The organism is Herbiconiux sp. UC225_62 (assembly GCF_042694625.1).
Classification (GTDB): domain Bacteria; phylum Actinomycetota; class Actinomycetes; order Actinomycetales; family Microbacteriaceae; genus Herbiconiux.
The window spans coordinates 2962613-2979998 of record NZ_CP170551.1; the positions used below are offsets into that span (position 1 = coordinate 2962613).

The window sequence follows — 17386 nt, forward strand, 5'->3', positions numbered from 1 at the left end:
CCATGCCCGTCTACCTCGACCACGCCGCCACCACGCCGATGATCCCGGCTGCGCGCGACGCGTACGTCGAGGCGCTCGGCCTGGTGGGCAATCCGTCCTCCATCCACAGCCAGGGGCAGCAGGCGAAGCGGATGCTCGAGGAATCGCGTGAGGTCGTCGCGGCCTCGCTCGGGGCGGAGCCGATCGAGGTGATCTTCACCTCGGGAGGCACCGAGTCGATCAACCTCGGCGTCAAGGGTCTCTACTGGGCGCGGCAGGGCGACGGCGCGCGGCCGGTCGTCCTGCTTCCCGGCGGTGAGCACCACGCCACGGTCGACGCCGTGGAATGGCTCGCGCGGCACGAGGGTGCCCGGGTGGTGCAGCTGCCCGTCGACTCCCTGGGGCGGCTCGCGCCTTCGGTCTTGGCGTCCGCGCTCGCCGAGCACGGGGCATCCGTCGCGCTGGTGTCGCTGCTCTGGGCGAATAACGAGGTGGGCACGGTGCAGGATGTCGCGGCGCTCGCCGAGGTGGCCCGCTCGGCCGGAGTTCCGGTGCACGTCGACGCGGTGGCGGCCTACGGGTACCTGCCGATTTCGTTCTCGTCGGTCGGGGCGGACGCGCTGAGCGTGTCGGCGCACAAGATCGGTGGGCCGGTGGGGATCGGCGCGCTCGTCGTGGCACGGCGGAGCGCCGTGGAGCCGCTCATCCACGGGGGCAACCAGCAGCGCGTGCGGTCGGGCACGCAGGACGTCGCGGGCGCCGTGGCGTTCGCGGCCGCGGCGGCCCTGGTGCCGCAGCCGGGCGCCGAGCGCACGGGATTCGTCGCGGAGCTGGCGCAGCTCCGCGACCGCCTGATCGCGGGGGTTCGAGAGGCGCTTCCCGATGCGGTGCTGCGGGGCGATCCCTCGCCCACCGGTCGGCTGCCTGGCAACGCGCACTTCACCTTCCCGGGCTGCGAGGGCGATTCCCTGCTCTTCCTGCTCGACATGCAGGGCTTCTCGGTGTCGACCGGATCGGCGTGCCAGGCCGGTGTTCCCGAAGTCTCCCACGTGCTCACCGCCATGGGCGTGCCCGACGAGGAGGCTCGTGGAGCCCTCCGCTTCACCCTCGGCCACGGCACCACGGCCGCCGAGGTCGACGCCCTCGTGGCGGCGCTCCCCGCCGCCTACGCGGGCGCGCGCCGGGCCGGCTTCGCCGACCGCGTCGTCGCTCCCGCCGCGCGCCCCTGACCCCCCGCGCCGCGACCTCAGGGGTCGACCTGAGCCATCCGTTCGCGCCAGGTAGCGCGAAGTGCGACTTGTGGTGCCGACAACCGTGCTTAAGCGCTACCTCGCGAGCGGGATTCAGAGGTTGAGGGTGGTGAGCACGGCCAGGTGGTCGGAGGAACCGGCGCGCATCGTGGTGTTCGAGGTGACCTCCATGCCGCGCTGCAGCACGTGGTCCGGCCGGGTGACCGGCATGGCGGCGGGCCAGGTGAAGCCGAAGCCGCCTGCGGACTGGTTGGCCTCGCTGAGTTGCTCGGTGAGTCCGGCGATGTTGCGGTCGGAGGAGCCGGCGTTGAAGTCGCCCACCATCAGGATGCGATCGTTCTCGTCGCGGGGGATGTAGTCGGCGAGGTTCGCGAGCATGGTGTCGCGGTCGCCGTGCTCGCCGGGCCGGGCGGATGCCGCATGGATCACGTAGATGCTCACGAGCCCGGTGGGCGTCTGCAGGTCGGCGGCGATGGCCCGCTGCCACCCCAGCCCGAGGTCGAGCGCCTGGGCGTTGAGGATGGGGTAGGTGCTCCACACGCCGACGGTGCCGATCCCGTAGGAGTAGGGGTACTTGTCGCTCAGCACCGCCTCGACCTGGTCGCGGGCGTCGGAGTCCATCTCCTGCAGGGCGATCACCTGGGCTCCGGATGCCGCGAGTGCGGTGGCCGAGTCGGCCGCGGTTCCCGAGTCGGCTTCGACGTTCTGGCTGGCGACGGTGAGGGTGTCGGCGGATGCCGCGGGTGCGCTCCAGGAGAGCGGCACGATCGCGGGCACGAACATCACCGACCAGACCAGGGCCGGAACCAGCGCGGCGATCACGGCGCCCTTGGCGCGGCTGACGAACGCCATCACGAGCAGCACCGGGATGGCCAGGCCGAACCAGGGGAGCGCCGACTCCACCACGAGACTGAAGCCGAAGAGTTCGGGAGCGAGGGTGTGCAGCGCCGTTCCGGCGGCCAGAGCGAGGGCCAGCACGCACACGAAGACGGCAAGGCCCGTTCGGGTTCTCGGCCTCCGGCGCGGTGAGGGCTCTCGGGTCTCGCGCGGTGCCTCGAGGAGTGCTGACATCGCACTCATTCTGCACCGGGACACTGTGCATTCACTCCATCCACAGCTCGACTCGCGCACAGGCGGCGTGTCGGACGTCCACCGTATGCTGGAGGGCATGAAAGTTCTCGCAGCAATGAGCGGTGGTGTCGACTCCGCGGTCGCCGCCGCCCGCGCGGTCGAGGCCGGTCACGAGGTCGTCGGGGTGCATCTCGCCCTGAGCCGCATGCCGGGCACCCTGCGCACGGGCAGCCGCGGCTGCTGCACGATCGAAGATTCGATGGATGCGCAGCGCGCCGCGAACAAGATCGGCATCCCCTACTACGTCTGGGACTTCTCGGAGCGCTTCAAGGCCGACGTGGTCGACGACTTCATCGCCGAGTACACCGCCGGCCGCACCCCCAACCCGTGCATGCGCTGCAACGAGCGCATCAAGTTCGCCGCCCTGCTCGAGAAGGCGCTCGACCTCGGGTTCGACGCGGTGTGCACCGGCCACTACGCCTCGATCACCACGGATGCCGCAGGCAACCGTGAGCTGCACCGCGCGGCCGCCTGGGCGAAAGACCAGTCCTACGTGCTCGGCGTGCTCACCTCGGAGCAGCTCGCGCACAGCATGTTCCCGCTGGGCGCCACGCCGTCCAAGGCGGAGGTGCGTGCCGAGGCCGCGGAGCGCGGCTTCTCGGTGGCCACGAAGCCCGACAGCCACGACATCTGCTTCATCCCCGACGGCAACACCAGCGGCTGGCTGGCCGACAAGGTCGGAACGGCCACCGGTTCGATCGTCGATCGCTCCGGGGCGGTCGTGGGGTCGCACGAGGGCGCGCACGCGTTCACCGTGGGCCAGCGACGCGGTCTCAAGCTCGGCATGCCGGCATCCGACGGCAAGCCGCGCTTCGTGCTCGAGGTCCGGCCGAAGGAGAACACGGTGGTGGTGGGCCCGAAGGAGGCGCTCGACATCGCCGAGATCGCCGGGTCGCGATTCACCTGGGCGGGGCTCGCGCCGGAGCATCCGGAGCTCGACTTCGACTGCCAGGTGCAGATCCGGGCGCACGCCGACCCGGTGGATGCGGTGGCGCGGGTGCGCGCCGATGCCGCCGGTTCGTCCGAGCTGGTCATCACGCCCGTCACGCCGCTCAACGGGGTGGCGCCCGGGCAGACCGCGGTGGTCTACGTGGGTACACGGGTGCTGGGGCAGTGCACGATCGATCGCACGGTGGCGGCCGACCTGGCCGGCGTCGGTGTCGCTGTCGGTGATCCCGCCGTCAGCACGTCCGCTCCGCTGGGGGCGGGCGCCTGATGGCCGGTCGGGGGCGGGGGCGCGCCACGACCGACGGCGCGGGTGCGGCTTCGGTGGTCGAGACTCTCCCACAGGAGACGCCGAGTGACGTGGAGGCAGCCAGGGCGGAGGCGCGCGAGCTGACGACGCGCATCCTCGAGTTGCGCGACGAGTACTACGAGAAGAACGCCTCCACGGTCACCGACAAGGATTACGACCTCATGGTGCGACGGCTCGGCGAACTGGAGCGGGAGCATCCCGAACTCCAGTCGCCCGACAGCCCCACCCAGACGGTGGGCGGTCGCGCGGTCACCACGATGTTCACACCGGTCACCCACGCGGAGCGGATGCTGAGCCTCGACAACGTGTTCAGCGAAGAAGAGCTCGACGAGTGGGCCGCGAAGGTGGAGCGGGATGCGGGGCGGGCCACGGTGCGCTACCTCAGCGAGTTGAAGATCGACGGGCTCGCCATCAACCTCCGCTACGAGAACGGCGTGCTGGTCACGGCCGCGACCCGGGGCGACGGCGTGGTGGGCGAAGACGTCACCGAGAACGTGCTGCAGATCAGGTCGATTCCTGCGCGGCTGGCCGGAACGGGGCATCCGCCGCTCGTGGAGGTGCGGGGCGAGATCTTCTTCCCGGTGGCCGCGTTCGACGAGTTGAACGCCGGGCAGGAGGCGGCCGGCGAGCGGGTGTTCGCCAACCCCCGGAACGCTGCGGCGGGGTCGCTGCGGCAGAAGTCCGAGGGCAAGAACGAGAAGCAGCTGGCGTTGGTCAAGGCGCGACTCAGTCGCCTGCAGATGCTGGTGCACGGCATCGGCGCCTGGGCGAACCCGCCGGTGGCCGCGCAGAGCGAGGTCTACGAGCTCCTCAAGAGCTGGGGGCTTCCGACCTCCACGCACTACCGGGTGTTCGACACCATCGGCGAGGTGGCGGAGTTCATCCGCTACTACGGCATCCACCGTGCCGCCGTGGAGCACCAGATCGACGGCATCGTGGTGAAGGTCGACGACCTGGCCCTGCACGAGGAGCTCGGCGCCACCAGTCGGGCTCCGCGCTGGGCGACGGCCTACAAATACCCGCCCGAAGAGGTGAACACCAAGCTGCTCGACATCGTGGTGAGCGTGGGCCGTACCGGCCGCGCCACACCCTTCGCCGTGATGGAGAAGGTCGAGGTCGCGGGGTCCGAGGTGCGTCAGGCGACGCTGCACAACCAAGACGTGGTGAAGGCCAAGGGCGTGCTGATCGGCGACACGGTGGTGCTACGCAAGGCCGGAGACGTGATCCCGGAGGTCCTGGGTCCGGTGGTCGAACTGCGCGACGGCACGGAACGCGAGTTCGTGATGCCCGAGTTCTGCCCCGAGTGCGGCACCAAGCTCGCCCCCGCGAAGGAGGGCGACATCGACCTCCGCTGCCCGAACGCGCGCAGCTGTCCTGCCCAGGTGCGGGGCCGCGTCGAACACGTGGGGTCGCGGGGTGCGCTCGACATCGAGGGGCTGGGCGAGGTGTCGGCGGCCGCGCTCACGCAGCCGACCGAGCCGCCGGAGCCACCTCTCGTCACCGAGGCGGGGCTGTTCGCGCTGCGCATGGAAGACCTGTTCCCCATCCGCGTCATCGTGCGCGACAACGAGACCGGGCTCGAGAAGCTGAACGACGACGGTTCGCCGAAGCTCGTCACCCCGTTCCGGCGCAAGCGTCGCAAGACGGGCCGCGACGCCGATCCCGCCCACGACCCCGACGCCGAGGTGTTCTGGGGCGACGAGGATTCCGTGCCATCGAGCAACGCCATCGAGTTGCTGACGAACATCGAGACCGCGAAGACCAAGCCGCTCTGGCGCATCCTGGTCTCGCTGAGCATCCGGCACGTCGGCCCGGTCGCCGCTCGTGCACTCGCCGACTACTTCGGGTCGCTCGACGCCATCCGCGCGGCCACTCGGGAGGAGCTGGCGGCGGTCGACGGCGTGGGCGGCATCATCGCCGACGCCCTGATCGACTGGTTCTCGGTCGACTGGCACGTCGAGATCATCGACCGCTGGGCCGCCGCGGGCGTGCAGTTCTCGACTCCGGGGCATCCTGGTCCGGGCGCTGCCGTCGGGAGCGGGGGAGTGCTCGAGGGTGTGACGGTCGTGGCGACAGGGTCGCTCGAGGGGTTCACCCGTGAGGGAGCGCTCGAGGCGATCATCCAGGCCGGCGGCAAGGCCGCATCGAGTGTGAGCAAGAAGACCGATTTCGTGGCCGCCGGTCCCGGCGCCGGGTCGAAGCTCGGCAAGGCGGAGGCGCTCGGGCTGCGGATCATCGACGCGGCGGAGTTCGCCATCCTGGTCACCCAGGGTCCGGGAGCGTTGCCGCCTGCCCCCGGCGCGGAACCGGCGGACGGCGAGACCGGCGACGCGGCTGCGGACGCGAACTCGGCCGAGGCTGCGGATGCGCCCGCCGGCGCGACGACGGATGCGACGACCGCGGCAGGCGACAAGCCCGCGTCCGACGACACCTCGGCATGAGCCGGGATGCGGGAGCCGGCGCATCCGGCCGTCCTCTGAGGACCGCGCTCGGCGTCGCGCTGGCCGTGCTCGCTGTGGCAGTTACGATCGCCGCCGTGCTGCGGGCGACGCCGTGGCCGTCGGTTCTCCTCATCCGGCGCGTCTTCGAGAAGGGCGCGCGCGACACGCTCGCCGAGATGGCGCCGTACGTGCCCGAGGTGCCGTTCACCGTGCACCGCGACGTCGCCTACGGCGATGCTGCCTTCACCACCGCTTTCGACGTCTTCGCGACGAAGGCGCAGCCGGGCGAGCGGCGGCCCGCGGTCGTCTGGATCCACGGCGGAGCCTGGATCTCCGGCAGCAAGGCCGACGTCGAGCCGTACCTGAAGATGCTCGCGGCCGACGGTTACGTCACAGTGGGCCTCGACTACACGATCGCGCCCGAGGCCGTCTACCCGGTGGCCGTCGCCCAGCTCAACCGGGCGCTCGGCTATCTCGTGGAGCACGCCGCCGAATTCGGCGTCGACCCCACGCGCATCGTGCTCGCCGGCGACTCGGCCGGAGCTCAGCTCGCCAGCCAGCTCGCGATCCTCGTCACGAACCCGGAGTACGCGCGGCTGGTCGGCATCGTCCCGGCGCTCGACCCCTCGCAGCTCGCCGGGGTGATCCTGCACTGCGGCCTCTACGACCTGCAGGCGATGACGAGCGCCACCGGCGTCGTCGGCTGGGGATTCAAGACGGCCCTCTGGGCCTACACGGGGCACAGGAACTGGTCGGAGACGCCGGCCGGCGCCACCATGTCCACCATCGACTTCGTCACCGCCGACCTGCCGCCCGTCTTCGTCTCCGGCGGCAACGGCGACGGTCTCACGCACCTGCAGTCCGTCCCCCTCGCCGAGCGGATGCGCGCGGCCGGCGTCGATGTCACCGCGCTGTTCTGGCCACCCGACCACGAGCCGGCGCTTCCGCACGAATACCAGTTCCACCTCGGCTTCGACCAGGCGCACGACGCGCTCGACCGCACCCGCGAGTTCCTGGGCCGAGTCACCGCGGCCGAGACCATCCTCGCCCGAGCCACCCCACCCGGCACCACCGAATAGAATCAACCCACACCCCTTCGCGAATCGAAACACGGAGCACCATGTCCGAAATCACCCAGGAACAGGTCGCGCACCTCGCGAACCTCGCCCGGATCGCCCTGACACCGCAGGAGATCGAAAGCCTGACGAGCGAGCTCGGTTCGATCGTCGACAACGTCGCGAAGGTCTCGGAGGTCGCCACCCCCGACGTGCCGGCCACGAGCCACCCGATCCCGCTGCAGAACGTCTACCGCGACGACGTGCCCGGCGTCACCCTCACCAACGAGCAGGCGCTCGCCGGTGCTCCCGACCACGACGGATCGCGCTTCCGCGTGACCGCCATCCTCGGAGAGGAGCAGTGATGGGGCACCACGAGCACGAACTCATCCGTCTCTCGGCCTCCGCGCTCGCCGAGAAGCTCGGCTCCGGCGAGGTCAGCTCCGTCGAGGCCACGAAGGCCCACCTCGACCGCATCGCCGCGGTCGACGGCGAGGTGCACGCGTTCCTGCACACCGCTCCGGAGGCGAGCCTCGCCACGGCGGCCGCGATCGACGCGCGTCGCGCGGCCGGTGAGGAGTTGCATCCGCTCGCCGGCGTGCCGATCGCCATCAAAGACGTGATCGTCACGAACGACATGCCCACCACGAGCGGGTCGAAGATCCTCGAAGGCTGGGTGCCGCCGTACGACGCCACCGTCATGGTGAAGCTCCGCGCCGCGGGGCTCATCCCGATCGGCAAGACCAACATGGACGAGTTCGCGATGGGCTCCTCCACCGAGCACTCGGCCTACGGCCCCACGCACAACCCGTGGGACCTCGAGCGCATCCCGGGCGGTTCGGGCGGTGGCTCCGCCGCGGCCGTGGCCAGCTTCGAGGCGCCGCTCGCACTCGGCAGCGACACGGGCGGCTCGATCCGGCAGCCCGCGCACGTCACCGGCACCGTCGGCGTCAAGCCCACCTACGGTGGTGTGAGCCGCTACGGGGCGATCGCGCTCGCGTCGAGCCTCGACCAGATCGGCCCGGTCAGCCGCACCGTGCTCGATTCGGCGCTCCTGCACGACGTCATCGCCGGACACGATCCCTTCGACTCGACCTCGCTCACGGATGCCTGGCCCAGCATGGCCGACGCCGTGCGCCGCGCCGACGTGAAGGGCCTGAAGATCGGCGTCATCAAGCAGCTCGACGGCGAAGGCTTCCAGGCCGGCGTGCTCGAGCGGTTCCGTGAAGCCCTCGACGTGCTCGCTGCCGCGGGCGCCGAGATCGTCGACGTGAGCCTGCCGAGCCTCGAGTACGCGATCGCCGCCTACTACCTGATCATGCCCGCCGAGGCCTCCAGCAACCTCGCGAAGTTCGACTCGGTGCGCTTCGGCCTGCGGGTCAACCCGCCCGGCGGCGGCACGGTCGAAGACGTCATGTCGGCCACCCGCGAGGCCGGCTTCGGCGCCGAGGCCAAGCGCCGCATCATCCTGGGCACCTACGCCCTGAGTGCCGGCTACTACGACGCGTACTACGGCAGCGCGCAGAAGGTGCGCACCCTGGTGCAGCGCGACTTCGACGCCGCGTTCGGCCAGGCCGACGTGCTCGTGTCGCCCACCGCGCCGACCACCGCGTTCAAGCTCGGCTCGAACACGGGCGACCCGATGGCGATGTACCTCAACGACATCGCGACCATCCCGGCGAACCTCGCCGGTATCCCGGGCATCTCGCTGCCTGTCGGCCTGGCGCGGGAGGACGGTCTGCCGGTCGGCATCCAGTTCCTCGCCCCGGCTCGGGAAGACGCCCGCCTCTACACCGTGGGCGGCGCGCTCGAAGCGCTGCTCGAACAGGCCTGGGGCCACACACTGATCAGCCTCGCCCCCGATCTCGCCCCGGGCGAGATGGCCGCGGCACAGGAAGGAGCCGTCTGATGGCGAAGGCGACATTGATGGACTTCGACAAGGCCCTCGAGCTCTTCGAGCCCGTGCTCGGCTTCGAGGTCCACGTCGAACTCAACACGCGCACCAAGATGTTCTCGAACGCCCCGAATTACTTCGGCGGCGAGCCCAACACGAACATCACGCCGGTCGACCTGGGCCTGCCCGGATCGCTGCCCGTGGTGAACGGCCAGGCCGTGCGCTACAGCATCAGCCTCGGGCTCGCGCTCGGTTGTTCGATCGCGCCTTCCAGCCGCTTCGCGCGCAAGAACTACTTCTATCCCGACCTGGCGAAGAACTACCAGATCTCGCAGTACGACGAGCCGATCGCCTTCGAGGGCTCGGTCGACGTCGAGCTCGCCGACGGCCGCACCTTCACGGTGCCGATCGAGCGCGCGCACATGGAGGAGGACGCCGGCAAGCTGACCCACGTGGGCGGCGCGACCGGTCGCATCCAGGGCGCGGAGTACTCGCTGGTCGATTACAACCGGGCCGGTGTGCCGCTGGTCGAGATCGTCACCAAGCCGATCTTCGGTGCCGGAGCGGATGCGCCGGAGCTGGCGAAGGCGTACGTCGCCACCATCCGCGACATCGTGGTGGCCCTCGGCATCTCCGATGCACGGATGGAGCGCGGCAACCTGCGGTGCGACGCCAACGTGTCGCTGCGTCCCTACGGACAGGAGAAGCTCGGCACCCGCACGGAGACCAAGAACGTCAACTCCCTCCGCTCGGTGGAGCGTGCGGTGCGCTACGAGATCCAGCGCCAGGCGCAGATCCTCGCCGACGGCGGCACGATCATCCAGGAGACGCGGCACTGGCACGAAGACACCGGTGCCACCTCCGCCGGACGTCCGAAGTCGGATGCCGACGACTACCGCTACTTCCCGGAGCCCGACCTGCTGCCCGTGGTGCCCTCGCCCGAGCTGATCGAGGAGCTCCGAGCCGCGCTGCCCGAGGCTCCCGCCGCCCGCCGGCGACGCCTGAAGCAGGAGTGGGGTTTCACGGACCTCGAGTTCCAGGACGTGCAGAACGCCGGGCTGCTGGTCGAGGTCTCCGAGACCGTGGCCGCCGGGGCGTCACCCCAGGCCGCCCGCAAGTGGTGGTCGGGCGAGATCTCGCGTCTCGCGAACGCCCGGGGAGCCGAGGCGACCTCGCTCGTCTCGCCCTCCGACGTCGCGGCCCTCGTGGCCCTGATCGACAGTGGAGCGCTCAACGACCGCCTGGCCCGCCAGGTGCTCGAGGGCGTCATCGACGGTGAGGGTTCGCCGCAGGAGGTCGTGGACGCGCGTGGTCTCGCCGTGGTGTCCGACGACGGTGCGCTGATCGCCGCCATCGACGAGGCGCTCGCGGCCCAGCCCGATGTGCTCGCCAAGATCAAGGACGGGAAGGTGCAGGCCGCCGGAGCCGTGATCGGCGCGGTCATGAAGGCCATGAAGGGCCAGGCCGACGCGGCGCGCGTGCGCGAACTCGTGATCGAAAGAGCGGCGGCGGAGTAGCCTCCGGCGCGGTTCGGGACGCGCCGGAGACCCCCGTTCGGGTGTCGGTGGTCGCTCGTAGAGTGACGGTATGGACGTTCTCGTAGCCCAGATCATCGTGACGACGATCAGTGTCACCGGCGGTGCTCTCCTGGCGCTGCTGATCGATCGCGGCAAGGGCCGGCGGGTCGAGCGCATCGCGGAGGTGAATGCTCTGCGCCTGCTCACGATCGAGATCGGATCGCGCCGTGCCCTGTCACCCGAGCAGAGCGCGTCGCCGCTGTCGATCGACCGCGCCGATCCCGATTCCGACCTCAACCGGGTGATGCGCTCCGTGGTGCTGCTGCGCAAGGAGATCCGCACGGCGCGCAAGTCGCTGCGCCAGCGTTCCGCCGCGTGGAACCCCCTTAATTACATGGTCGCGGCGTGCAACATCTTCATCGAGAACGTCGACGAGCGGCCGTCCTCGATCGTCTCGGAGCTGGAGATCCTCCGCATCGATCTGGATGCGCTGCTCGTCGAGCTCTGCGCCACCGATCCCAAGGAGCTCGTCTACCGGCCGGCCGGCTCCACGGCGTACCGACGTCCGTCCGAGCTCCAGAACTGACTCGGCCGGCTGCCGGTCACACCGTGAGGCGGACGTCGCGACCGGTGAGGGCGAGCAGCCGCGTCTGAAGCGGGGCGTCGTCGGGCACCGGCACGGGCGAGGCGTAGAGTCCGCTCGCCTGCAGGGTGTCCTTCTGCGGTGCGAACACGGTCCAGACGTGCTCGATGAGCTCGTCGTCGATCCTCTCGTCGGTGCCGACGGCCCGGGCCAGATCCCAGGTGTGGATCGTGACGTCGGAGACCTGCTCCTTGAGGTAGTCGATCGCCGCCACCGTGTCGTAGGACAGGTTCACCCGGTCGTCGGGTGCGGCGTCATGCCAGGCGGTCGTGGCCGCGAGCGAGTACCGGTGCCATTCGTGGGTGAGGTCGTCGCTCAGCGGCATCAAGCGGCTCTTGGCCTGCCGGGTGGTGAGTCCGGAGAGCAGCCAGGGCACCCACTGCTGTTCCTCGATGACGTGGCTCACGAGCTGAGCGACGTTCCAGTCGGTGTCGGGTGTCGGCGCTTCCCAGTCGGTCACGGCGGCGACCCGGATGGCGAATTCGCGGTGGGCGCGTTCTTGCAGGCGCAGCCAGGTCGTCGCCTCGGTCTTCGGGGTGCGGGTGGCGGTCATTCGGGTCTCCTTCGATCTCTATTGTCAATGACGGGGTCCGGATGCGCATTCCTCCGATCCGCGAACGGGGAGCCGGGTACGCGGCGAGCGAACAGCCGGTAGGGTCACGGTGTGTCGTCTCCCTCCGCCGCACCGGCCATCCGCCCGCTCTCCGACTCCGACGTCGAACGGCTGGTGACGCTCAATCGCGCCGCCGTGCCCGCGGTGAACGACATCGATGCGGAAGAGATGCGCACGCTGGTCGGGCAGTCCGCGCTGGCCGCCGCGGTCGTCGATGCGGCGCATCCCGACCCCACGCATCCGGATGCCGTCGTCGGCTTCGTGCTGGCACTGCCACCCGGCGTCGACTACCCGAGCGAGAACTACCGCTGGTTCACCGCGCGGGCGGCCGAGGCGGCCGAGGTGGCCGAGGAAGGCGCCCGCGGCGGGTTCCTCTACGTCGATCGCATCGTCGTGGCCGACGGGCACCGCAGCGCCGGGCTCGGTGTCGTGCTCTACGACGCCGTGTTCGCAGCGGCTCGCGCGGCCGGTGCCGCCGAGGTCGACTGCGAGGTCAACGTCGAGCCCCCGAACCCCGGTTCGCTCGCCTTCCACGCCCGCCTCGGCTTCCGCGAGGTCGGCCGCCAAGCCACCAAGGGCGGCTCCGTCGTCGTGGCCCTCCTGGCGTGCGAGGTCACCTCAGCCGACGGCCCGTCGATTTCGGCCCTCTGAGGGCCGAAGGCCGAAACCGACGGGTCGCGCGGCGCCGACGCCGCTCAGACCAGACGGCTCTCCGGCGACGTGGTCTTCGCCGGGTCGCGCTCGGCCAGGTCGCCGATGATCTCGTCGATCTGCGCCAGAACCTCGGGCGAGAGCGTCACGCCCGAGGCCTTCACGTTCGACTCGACCTGCTCGGGCCGGGAGGCGCCGATGAGTGCGGAGGCGACGTTGTCGTTTGCGAGCACCCAGGCGATGGCGAGCTGGGCCTGCGTGAGGCCGAGTTCGGACGCCACCGGTGCGAGCAGCTGAACGCGCTCGAGGACTTCGTCGCGCATCCAGGTCTTCACCATGTCGGCCCCGCCCTTCTCATCGGTCGCGCGGCTGCCCTCGGGCGCCGGCTGGCCGGGCAGGTACTTGCCCGTCAGCACGCCCTGGGCCACGGGCGACCAGACGATCTGCGAGATGCCGAGCTCACGCGAGGTGGGCACGACCTCTTCTTCGATGACGCGCCAGAGCATCGAGTACTGCGGCTGGTTCGAGATGAGCTGGAAGCCGAGCTCCTTCGAGAGCGCGTGCGCCTCACGGAGCTGCGAGGCGTTCCATTCGCTCACCCCGATGTAGAGCGCCTTTCCCTGGCGCACGATGTCGGCGAAGGCCTGCATCGTCTCTTCGAGGGGCGTCTCGTAGTCGTAGCGGTGCGCCTGGTAGAGGTCGACGTAGTCGGTCTTGAGGCGGCGGAGCGAGGCGTTGATCGACTCGCTGATGTGCTTGCGGGAGAGCCCGGTGTCGTTCGGCCCCTTCTCGCCGGTGGGGAAGTAGACCTTCGTGAAGATCTCGAGCGACTCGCGCCGCTGCCCGGCGAGGGCGTCGCCGAGTACCGATTCCGCGGCCGTGTTGGCGTAAGCATCCGCCGTGTCGAAGGTGGTGATGCCGGCATCGAGCGCCGCCTGCACACACTGCGTGGCGATGTCGTTCTCCACTTGCGACCCGTGGGTCAGCCAGTTTCCGTAGGTGATCTCCGAGATCTTGAGTCCGCTGTTGCCGAGGTATCGATACTTCATACTCCTCAACTTACTCCCGGCCGGAGAGGGCCCGCACCGCCTGCCGGGCCGACAGTGTCGGCAGGTAGGCGCGACCGAGCGCGAGGCCGATGGCGGGGAGGGTGAGCGGGTCGCGGTAGCTGAGGTAGAGCTGGTGGAAGGTCGGCTGGAACTTCATCTTGAACCGCAGCAGCGAGCGGAATCCGTAGACCGGTTCGAGCGTGCGGCTGAGGAACGGCAGGATGCCCGTCGATTCCTGCTCGCTCCCGTCGCCGGCCACCGCGAGCGGCGCGCCGGACAGGCTCACGAAGCCGACGCCGTCGTCGCGGGCCCGCAGGATGGTCTGGGCGATCAGGAATTCCATCAGTCCGTTCATGCTGTCGGGCCGCCGGCGCATGAAGTCGAGGGTCCACCCCACGACCCGTCCGGCGGAGTACGTCGGCAGCCAGCTGGTTACGCCTTGCACGCGATTCTCGGCGTCGAGCGCCACCATGAGGCGCACTTCGGGCGCGATCAGTTCGTCGAGCCCGCCGAGCGTGAACCCCATCTCCGGCAGGTCCTTCTCCGCCACCCAGAGCTCCGAGATCTCGCGGATCTGCGTCGTGACGAACGGCCCGAGTTCCCCGTAGCTGCGCCACTCCGCCCGCACTCCTTCCTTCGCCGCCCGGTTGATGGAGGTGCGGATGTCCTGCATCTTCTTGCCCTCGAGCGACCACTCGGCGGGATGCACGACGGTCTCCTCGGCCACCCGTAACGACGACCAGCCGGCCTCACCCAGGGCATCACGCACGGCATCCGTCACCGAGTAGAACGCCGGCGTCCAGCCGCGGTCGGTGCAGTAGGTGGCGAACGCGAACGCGGTCGACGGATGCGTCTCCGGCGGGCCCAGCGGATCCCCGGTCGTGATCGCCACGTTGTTCACCACGCGGTACGCCACGGCGCTGCCGCCGGGTGCGAACCAGTAGTGGTTGCCGGTCCAGGTCGTCATCCAGGACAGGGTGCCGCCCGATCCGGCGAAGAGCAGCTCGCGCACGCGGGCCTCGTCGGTGACGGCGCCCGGGGGATGCACGTGCCGCATGCCGAGGAACGCCGTCACGATCATGGCCACCCAGAACACCGGGCCGACCCATTGCGACGCGACGACCGCCACCGGGCCGACCGGGAAGATGTCCTTCGGCTCGAAGGAGAGGAAGCCGACCGGCACGAACCGCTCCGGCAGGTCGAGCAGGAGGTCGCCGAGTTCGGCGTGAGGTGCGAACTGATCGCGCACGAGCCACACGATGGCGAGGTAGACCAGCGAGATGCCGAGGAACATCACCGCCACCAGGGCGAAGAAGCGCAGCGTCGAGCCGGCGCCCACTTCGGCCGGGAAGAGCCGCAGCGAGGCCACCAGGAGGATCGCGATGGCGAGGGGCACGAGGGCGGACACCGTCTCGAAGGCCCGGTAGTCCTCCGCAGCAGCCGTCTGGAACGCCGTGTACTCCGAGCTCGAGAGCAGCGGGAGGAACCCGAAGTAGACGGCGGCCAGGAAGGCCAGTGCCACGTTGATCCAGACCGCGAGCCACAGCGCCACTCGCCGGCCCCGCTGGATGCCCCAGGCCGAGACGAGCAGGGCCAGCAGGGGGAGGAGGGTGAGCAGCACCGCGCCCGGTCCGTCGAGGCGCGAGAGAGCGAGCGCGTTCACGCAGTGCCGCGTGTAGTCGCCGGTCTGGCAGTGGGCGGCGATGGCGGCGTAATCGCGCAGCGGATCGCGGAACAGCAGCCCGAGCGGGTTGAGCGCCCCGGTGCCTGACGGAGCGGCGATGGTGACGAGCGGCCCGAGCGCGGTCACCGCCACCACGGCGGCGAGCAGTGTCCGGGTCTCGCGCCGGGTGGCACGAGGTCGGCGGACCCGCAGCGGCGTGCGGGCCAGCAGCATCCCGAGCAGGAGCCCGACCACGCCCGCGAACAACCGGTAACTGTCCGACGGCTGGCCCGAGTAGAGCACGAAGACGAGGATGACCGCGAACCCGACGATCCGCACGCGTCGTTTGAGCAGCGGTCCGGCGAAGGCGCTCGCCGCCATCACCACGCCCACCACGGCGATGATCGGATCGACCGTGCGGTGGGTGCGCGTGACCTCGGCGGAGTAGAGGTCGAGCCCGACGCCGAGAGCCTGGGTGACGAGCCCCAGCACGATGCCGAGCACGGTCACCACCACGAAGGCCAGCGCGGTGCGCCCGTGGCCCATGCGGCGCTCCGACCAACCGAGGCCGATCACGATCGCCGCCACCACGAACACCAGGACGAAGGGGTTCCAGACGAAGAACACCGAGGTGATGGTGGAGATCCAGTCGTGGTTCACGAAGACGGTGTCGAACCCGGTCGAGACGAAGGCGTCAATCCCGCCGCGCGCCCGTCCCGGGTGCATCGACATCCGCACGATGCTCGCCGCCAGCACCAGGGCGAGCACCACCCAGGTCACCGGGATGGAGCGTGCCCACCGCCCGGCTTCGCGCAGGAGCCGGCGGCGGGCATCCGGAGCGGTCGTCACCACGTCACCTGTTCAGGCCCCAGTGGTCGGCGATCAGCCCGAGGCCTTGCTTGAAGACGTAGGCCCAGGTCGTCGCGTCGTGCGCACTGCCGGGCGACTCGAGGTAGGTGGCCGTCATCCCGGCGGCCTGCGCGTCGGCGTAGAGCGTCTTGATACCCGGCATGTAGGCGCTGTCGTCGCCGCCCACGCCGAACACCGCGAACATGTCGCTGTAGGGGGCGTGCGCGGCCATGATGGCAGCGGGATAGGCGGCCGCGTACTTGGCCGCATCGCCGCCGAAGCCCTTGTCGATCGTGGTCTGGGCGTCGCCGATCTTCGGGAACTCCTCGCCCGAGGCGTCGAGGATGGCTCCGAAGAGCTCCGGATGCGCGGCGCCGAGCTGGATGGAGCAGGTTCCGCCCTGGGAGTACCCGCCGATGCCCCAGTAGTGCGGGCCGGGGAGCACGGGCAGGTTGGCCGAGATCCAGGCCGGTACGTCGACCGTGAGGTAGGTGGCCGAGTTGCCGAGCGGGGAGTCGACGCACATGGGGTTCACGTCGGGAGCGCTGAGCTGGTCGGGCGACACCACGATCGGCGCGAGGCCCTGGTGCGCGGCCGCGTAGGCATCCAGACTCTGACGGAGTTTCGCGGCTTGGAGCGGTGCGTCCGGGCTGCCCGGTTGGCCCGACAACATGATCAGCACCGGAAGCTTCGGCGGGTTGGCCGTGAGCGCCGCCGGCGGCAGGTACACCACCGCCTCGCGGGCGTGGAAGCCGGACTTCGTCGCGGGGATGGTGACCATGCCGACGGAGCCCTGGGTCGGCATGCCGGCCGGGGCCGTCCAGGTCGCGATCGTGGGTCGGGTGGCCGGATCGGGCGTGGCGACGAGCGGCAGCACGTCGCCGGCGTAGGCGCTCAGGCCGAGGGCGTTGCGCACCGTGGGATATTGGCCGAAGTCGATGTTGACCGTCATCGCGGTCGTGCCCGCGAAGAGCACGATGGCGAGGATCGAGGCGATGACGCGCTTCCAGGTGGCTCGCCAGAAGGAGGCGATCGCGATGCCGAAGCCGGCGAATCCGAGGGCGATCCAGACCCGCACCACCACGGTGAGCTCCGCGCCGAAGAGGTCGAGGGTGTCACTGAGGAGCCAGGTGAGGCCCACTCCGATCGCGGCACCGACGATCGCGGCCAGAAGCGCCGCCACCAGCCAGTGCGAGCGGCGCCAGCGCGGCCCCGGGCGCACGAACAGCAGGAGCAGCACGGCGATCGCGGCGACCGCGTACACCGCGATGACGAAGGGGCCGGACAGGAGCCCCACGTCGAGGAGTGCTTTCACGGGTGGTTCCTGTCGGCTCGGAGCGCGCGGCCGGCGGTGGCCGGGCGTCGATCAGTATTTTCCCACTGTCTGGACGATCTC

General features: G+C 70.2%; 14 protein-coding genes. 9 read left to right on the forward strand and 5 right to left on the reverse strand.

The genetic code is table 11. From position 1 onward, the window contains the following. Positions 1-2: 2 nt before the first annotated feature. Positions 3-1208: a cysteine desulfurase family protein gene (locus ACFJGU_RS14425; protein WP_382304189.1), complete on the forward strand. Its 1206-nt coding sequence runs from the start codon at positions 3-5 to the stop codon at positions 1206-1208. A gap of 114 nt (positions 1209-1322) precedes the next feature. On the opposite strand, the gene ACFJGU_RS14430 is transcribed toward ACFJGU_RS14425, so the two are convergent. Then, positions 1323-2300, reverse strand: coding sequence for an endonuclease/exonuclease/phosphatase family protein (locus ACFJGU_RS14430; protein ID WP_382304190.1), 978 nt, complete (start codon positions 2298-2300; stop codon positions 1323-1325). A 97-nt stretch (positions 2301-2397) separates the two neighbouring features. On the opposite strand from ACFJGU_RS14430, the gene mnmA reads away from it, so the two are divergent. From mnmA to ACFJGU_RS14465, 7 genes are all read left to right on the forward strand, one after another. Further along, on the forward strand, positions 2398-3576 hold the full coding sequence (gene mnmA, locus ACFJGU_RS14435) for a tRNA 2-thiouridine(34) synthase MnmA (protein WP_382304191.1): 1179 nt from the start codon (positions 2398-2400) through the stop codon (positions 3574-3576). Beyond that, entirely contained in the window at positions 3576-6056 is a 2481-nt protein-coding gene (gene ligA / locus ACFJGU_RS14440) for an NAD-dependent DNA ligase LigA (RefSeq protein WP_382304192.1), read from the forward strand. The genes mnmA and ligA overlap by 1 nt, the downstream gene beginning before the upstream one ends. Next, positions 6053-7135, forward strand: coding sequence for an alpha/beta hydrolase (locus ACFJGU_RS14445; protein WP_382304193.1), 1083 nt, complete (start codon positions 6053-6055; stop codon positions 7133-7135). The genes ligA and ACFJGU_RS14445 overlap by 4 nt, the downstream gene beginning before the upstream one ends. Positions 7136-7176: 41 nt before the next feature. Further along, positions 7177-7476 carry an Asp-tRNA(Asn)/Glu-tRNA(Gln) amidotransferase subunit GatC gene (gene gatC, locus ACFJGU_RS14450; protein WP_382304194.1) on the forward strand — a complete coding sequence of 100 codons (300 nt, stop codon included), beginning with the start codon at positions 7177-7179 and terminating at the stop codon, positions 7474-7476. Further along, positions 7476-9020, forward strand: a complete 1545-nt coding sequence (gene gatA / locus ACFJGU_RS14455; protein WP_382304195.1) for an Asp-tRNA(Asn)/Glu-tRNA(Gln) amidotransferase subunit GatA — start codon at positions 7476-7478, stop codon at positions 9018-9020. The genes gatC and gatA overlap by 1 nt, the downstream gene beginning before the upstream one ends. Then, positions 9020-10522: an Asp-tRNA(Asn)/Glu-tRNA(Gln) amidotransferase subunit GatB gene (gatB, locus tag ACFJGU_RS14460; RefSeq protein ID WP_382304196.1), complete on the forward strand. Its 1503-nt coding sequence runs from the start codon at positions 9020-9022 to the stop codon at positions 10520-10522. Before gatA ends, gatB begins: the two co-directional genes overlap by 1 nt. Before the next feature lie 70 nt (positions 10523-10592). After that, on the forward strand, positions 10593-11108 hold the full coding sequence (locus tag ACFJGU_RS14465) for a hypothetical protein (RefSeq protein ID WP_382304197.1): 516 nt from the start codon (positions 10593-10595) through the stop codon (positions 11106-11108). A 16-nt stretch (positions 11109-11124) separates the two neighbouring features. On the opposite strand, the gene ACFJGU_RS14470 is transcribed toward ACFJGU_RS14465, so the two are convergent. Next, entirely contained in the window at positions 11125-11718 is a 594-nt protein-coding gene (locus tag ACFJGU_RS14470; RefSeq protein WP_382304198.1) for a TIGR03086 family metal-binding protein, read from the reverse strand. 111 nt (positions 11719-11829) lie between these two features. On the opposite strand from ACFJGU_RS14470, the gene ACFJGU_RS14475 reads away from it, so the two are divergent. Then, positions 11830-12429: a GNAT family N-acetyltransferase gene (locus ACFJGU_RS14475; RefSeq protein WP_382304199.1), complete on the forward strand. Its 600-nt coding sequence runs from the start codon at positions 11830-11832 to the stop codon at positions 12427-12429. A 44-nt stretch (positions 12430-12473) separates the two neighbouring features. Here the strand turns inward: ACFJGU_RS14475 and ACFJGU_RS14480 are convergent, their stop codons facing one another. Genes ACFJGU_RS14480 through ACFJGU_RS14490 form a run of 3 tightly spaced genes read right to left on the reverse strand, consistent with a single transcriptional unit; the run spans position 12474 to position 17305 of the window. After that, the gene (locus ACFJGU_RS14480) at positions 12474-13478 is read right to left on the reverse strand and encodes an aldo/keto reductase family protein (protein WP_382304200.1); all 1005 of its coding nucleotides are present in this window, start codon (positions 13476-13478) and stop codon (positions 12474-12476) included. Positions 13479-13488: 10 nt separating this feature from the next. Beyond that, positions 13489-15990, reverse strand: a complete 2502-nt coding sequence (locus ACFJGU_RS14485; RefSeq protein ID WP_382304201.1) for a bifunctional lysylphosphatidylglycerol flippase/synthetase MprF — start codon at positions 15988-15990, stop codon at positions 13489-13491. Positions 15991-15994: 4 nt separating this feature from the next. Next, positions 15995-17305, reverse strand: coding sequence for an alpha/beta hydrolase-fold protein (locus tag ACFJGU_RS14490; RefSeq protein ID WP_382304202.1), 1311 nt, complete (start codon positions 17303-17305; stop codon positions 15995-15997). Positions 17306-17386: the final 81 nt, after the last annotated feature.

What these genes read in the sequence shown, in the direction of transcription:
- ACFJGU_RS14445 (WP_382304193.1), top strand. Translation starts at nt 6,053, where the DNA reads ATGAGCCGGGATGCGGGAGCCGGCGCATCCGGCCGTCCTCTGAGGACC.
- ACFJGU_RS14430 (WP_382304190.1), bottom strand. Translation starts at nt 2,300, where the DNA reads ATGTCAGCACTCCTCGAGGCACCGCGCGAGACCCGAGAGCCCTCACCG.
- gatC (WP_382304194.1), top strand. Translation starts at nt 7,177, where the DNA reads ATGTCCGAAATCACCCAGGAACAGGTCGCGCACCTCGCGAACCTCGCC.
- ACFJGU_RS14470 (WP_382304198.1), bottom strand. Translation starts at nt 11,718, where the DNA reads ATGACCGCCACCCGCACCCCGAAGACCGAGGCGACGACCTGGCTGCGC.
- mnmA (WP_382304191.1), top strand. Translation starts at nt 2,398, where the DNA reads ATGAAAGTTCTCGCAGCAATGAGCGGTGGTGTCGACTCCGCGGTCGCC.
- ACFJGU_RS14425 (WP_382304189.1), top strand. Translation starts at nt 3, where the DNA reads ATGCCCGTCTACCTCGACCACGCCGCCACCACGCCGATGATCCCGGCT.
- gatA (WP_382304195.1), top strand. Translation starts at nt 7,476, where the DNA reads ATGGGGCACCACGAGCACGAACTCATCCGTCTCTCGGCCTCCGCGCTC.
- gatB (WP_382304196.1), top strand. Translation starts at nt 9,020, where the DNA reads ATGGCGAAGGCGACATTGATGGACTTCGACAAGGCCCTCGAGCTCTTC.
- ACFJGU_RS14480 (WP_382304200.1), bottom strand. Translation starts at nt 13,478, where the DNA reads ATGAAGTATCGATACCTCGGCAACAGCGGACTCAAGATCTCGGAGATC.
- ACFJGU_RS14465 (WP_382304197.1), top strand. Translation starts at nt 10,593, where the DNA reads ATGGACGTTCTCGTAGCCCAGATCATCGTGACGACGATCAGTGTCACC.
- ligA (WP_382304192.1), top strand. Translation starts at nt 3,576, where the DNA reads ATGGCCGGTCGGGGGCGGGGGCGCGCCACGACCGACGGCGCGGGTGCG.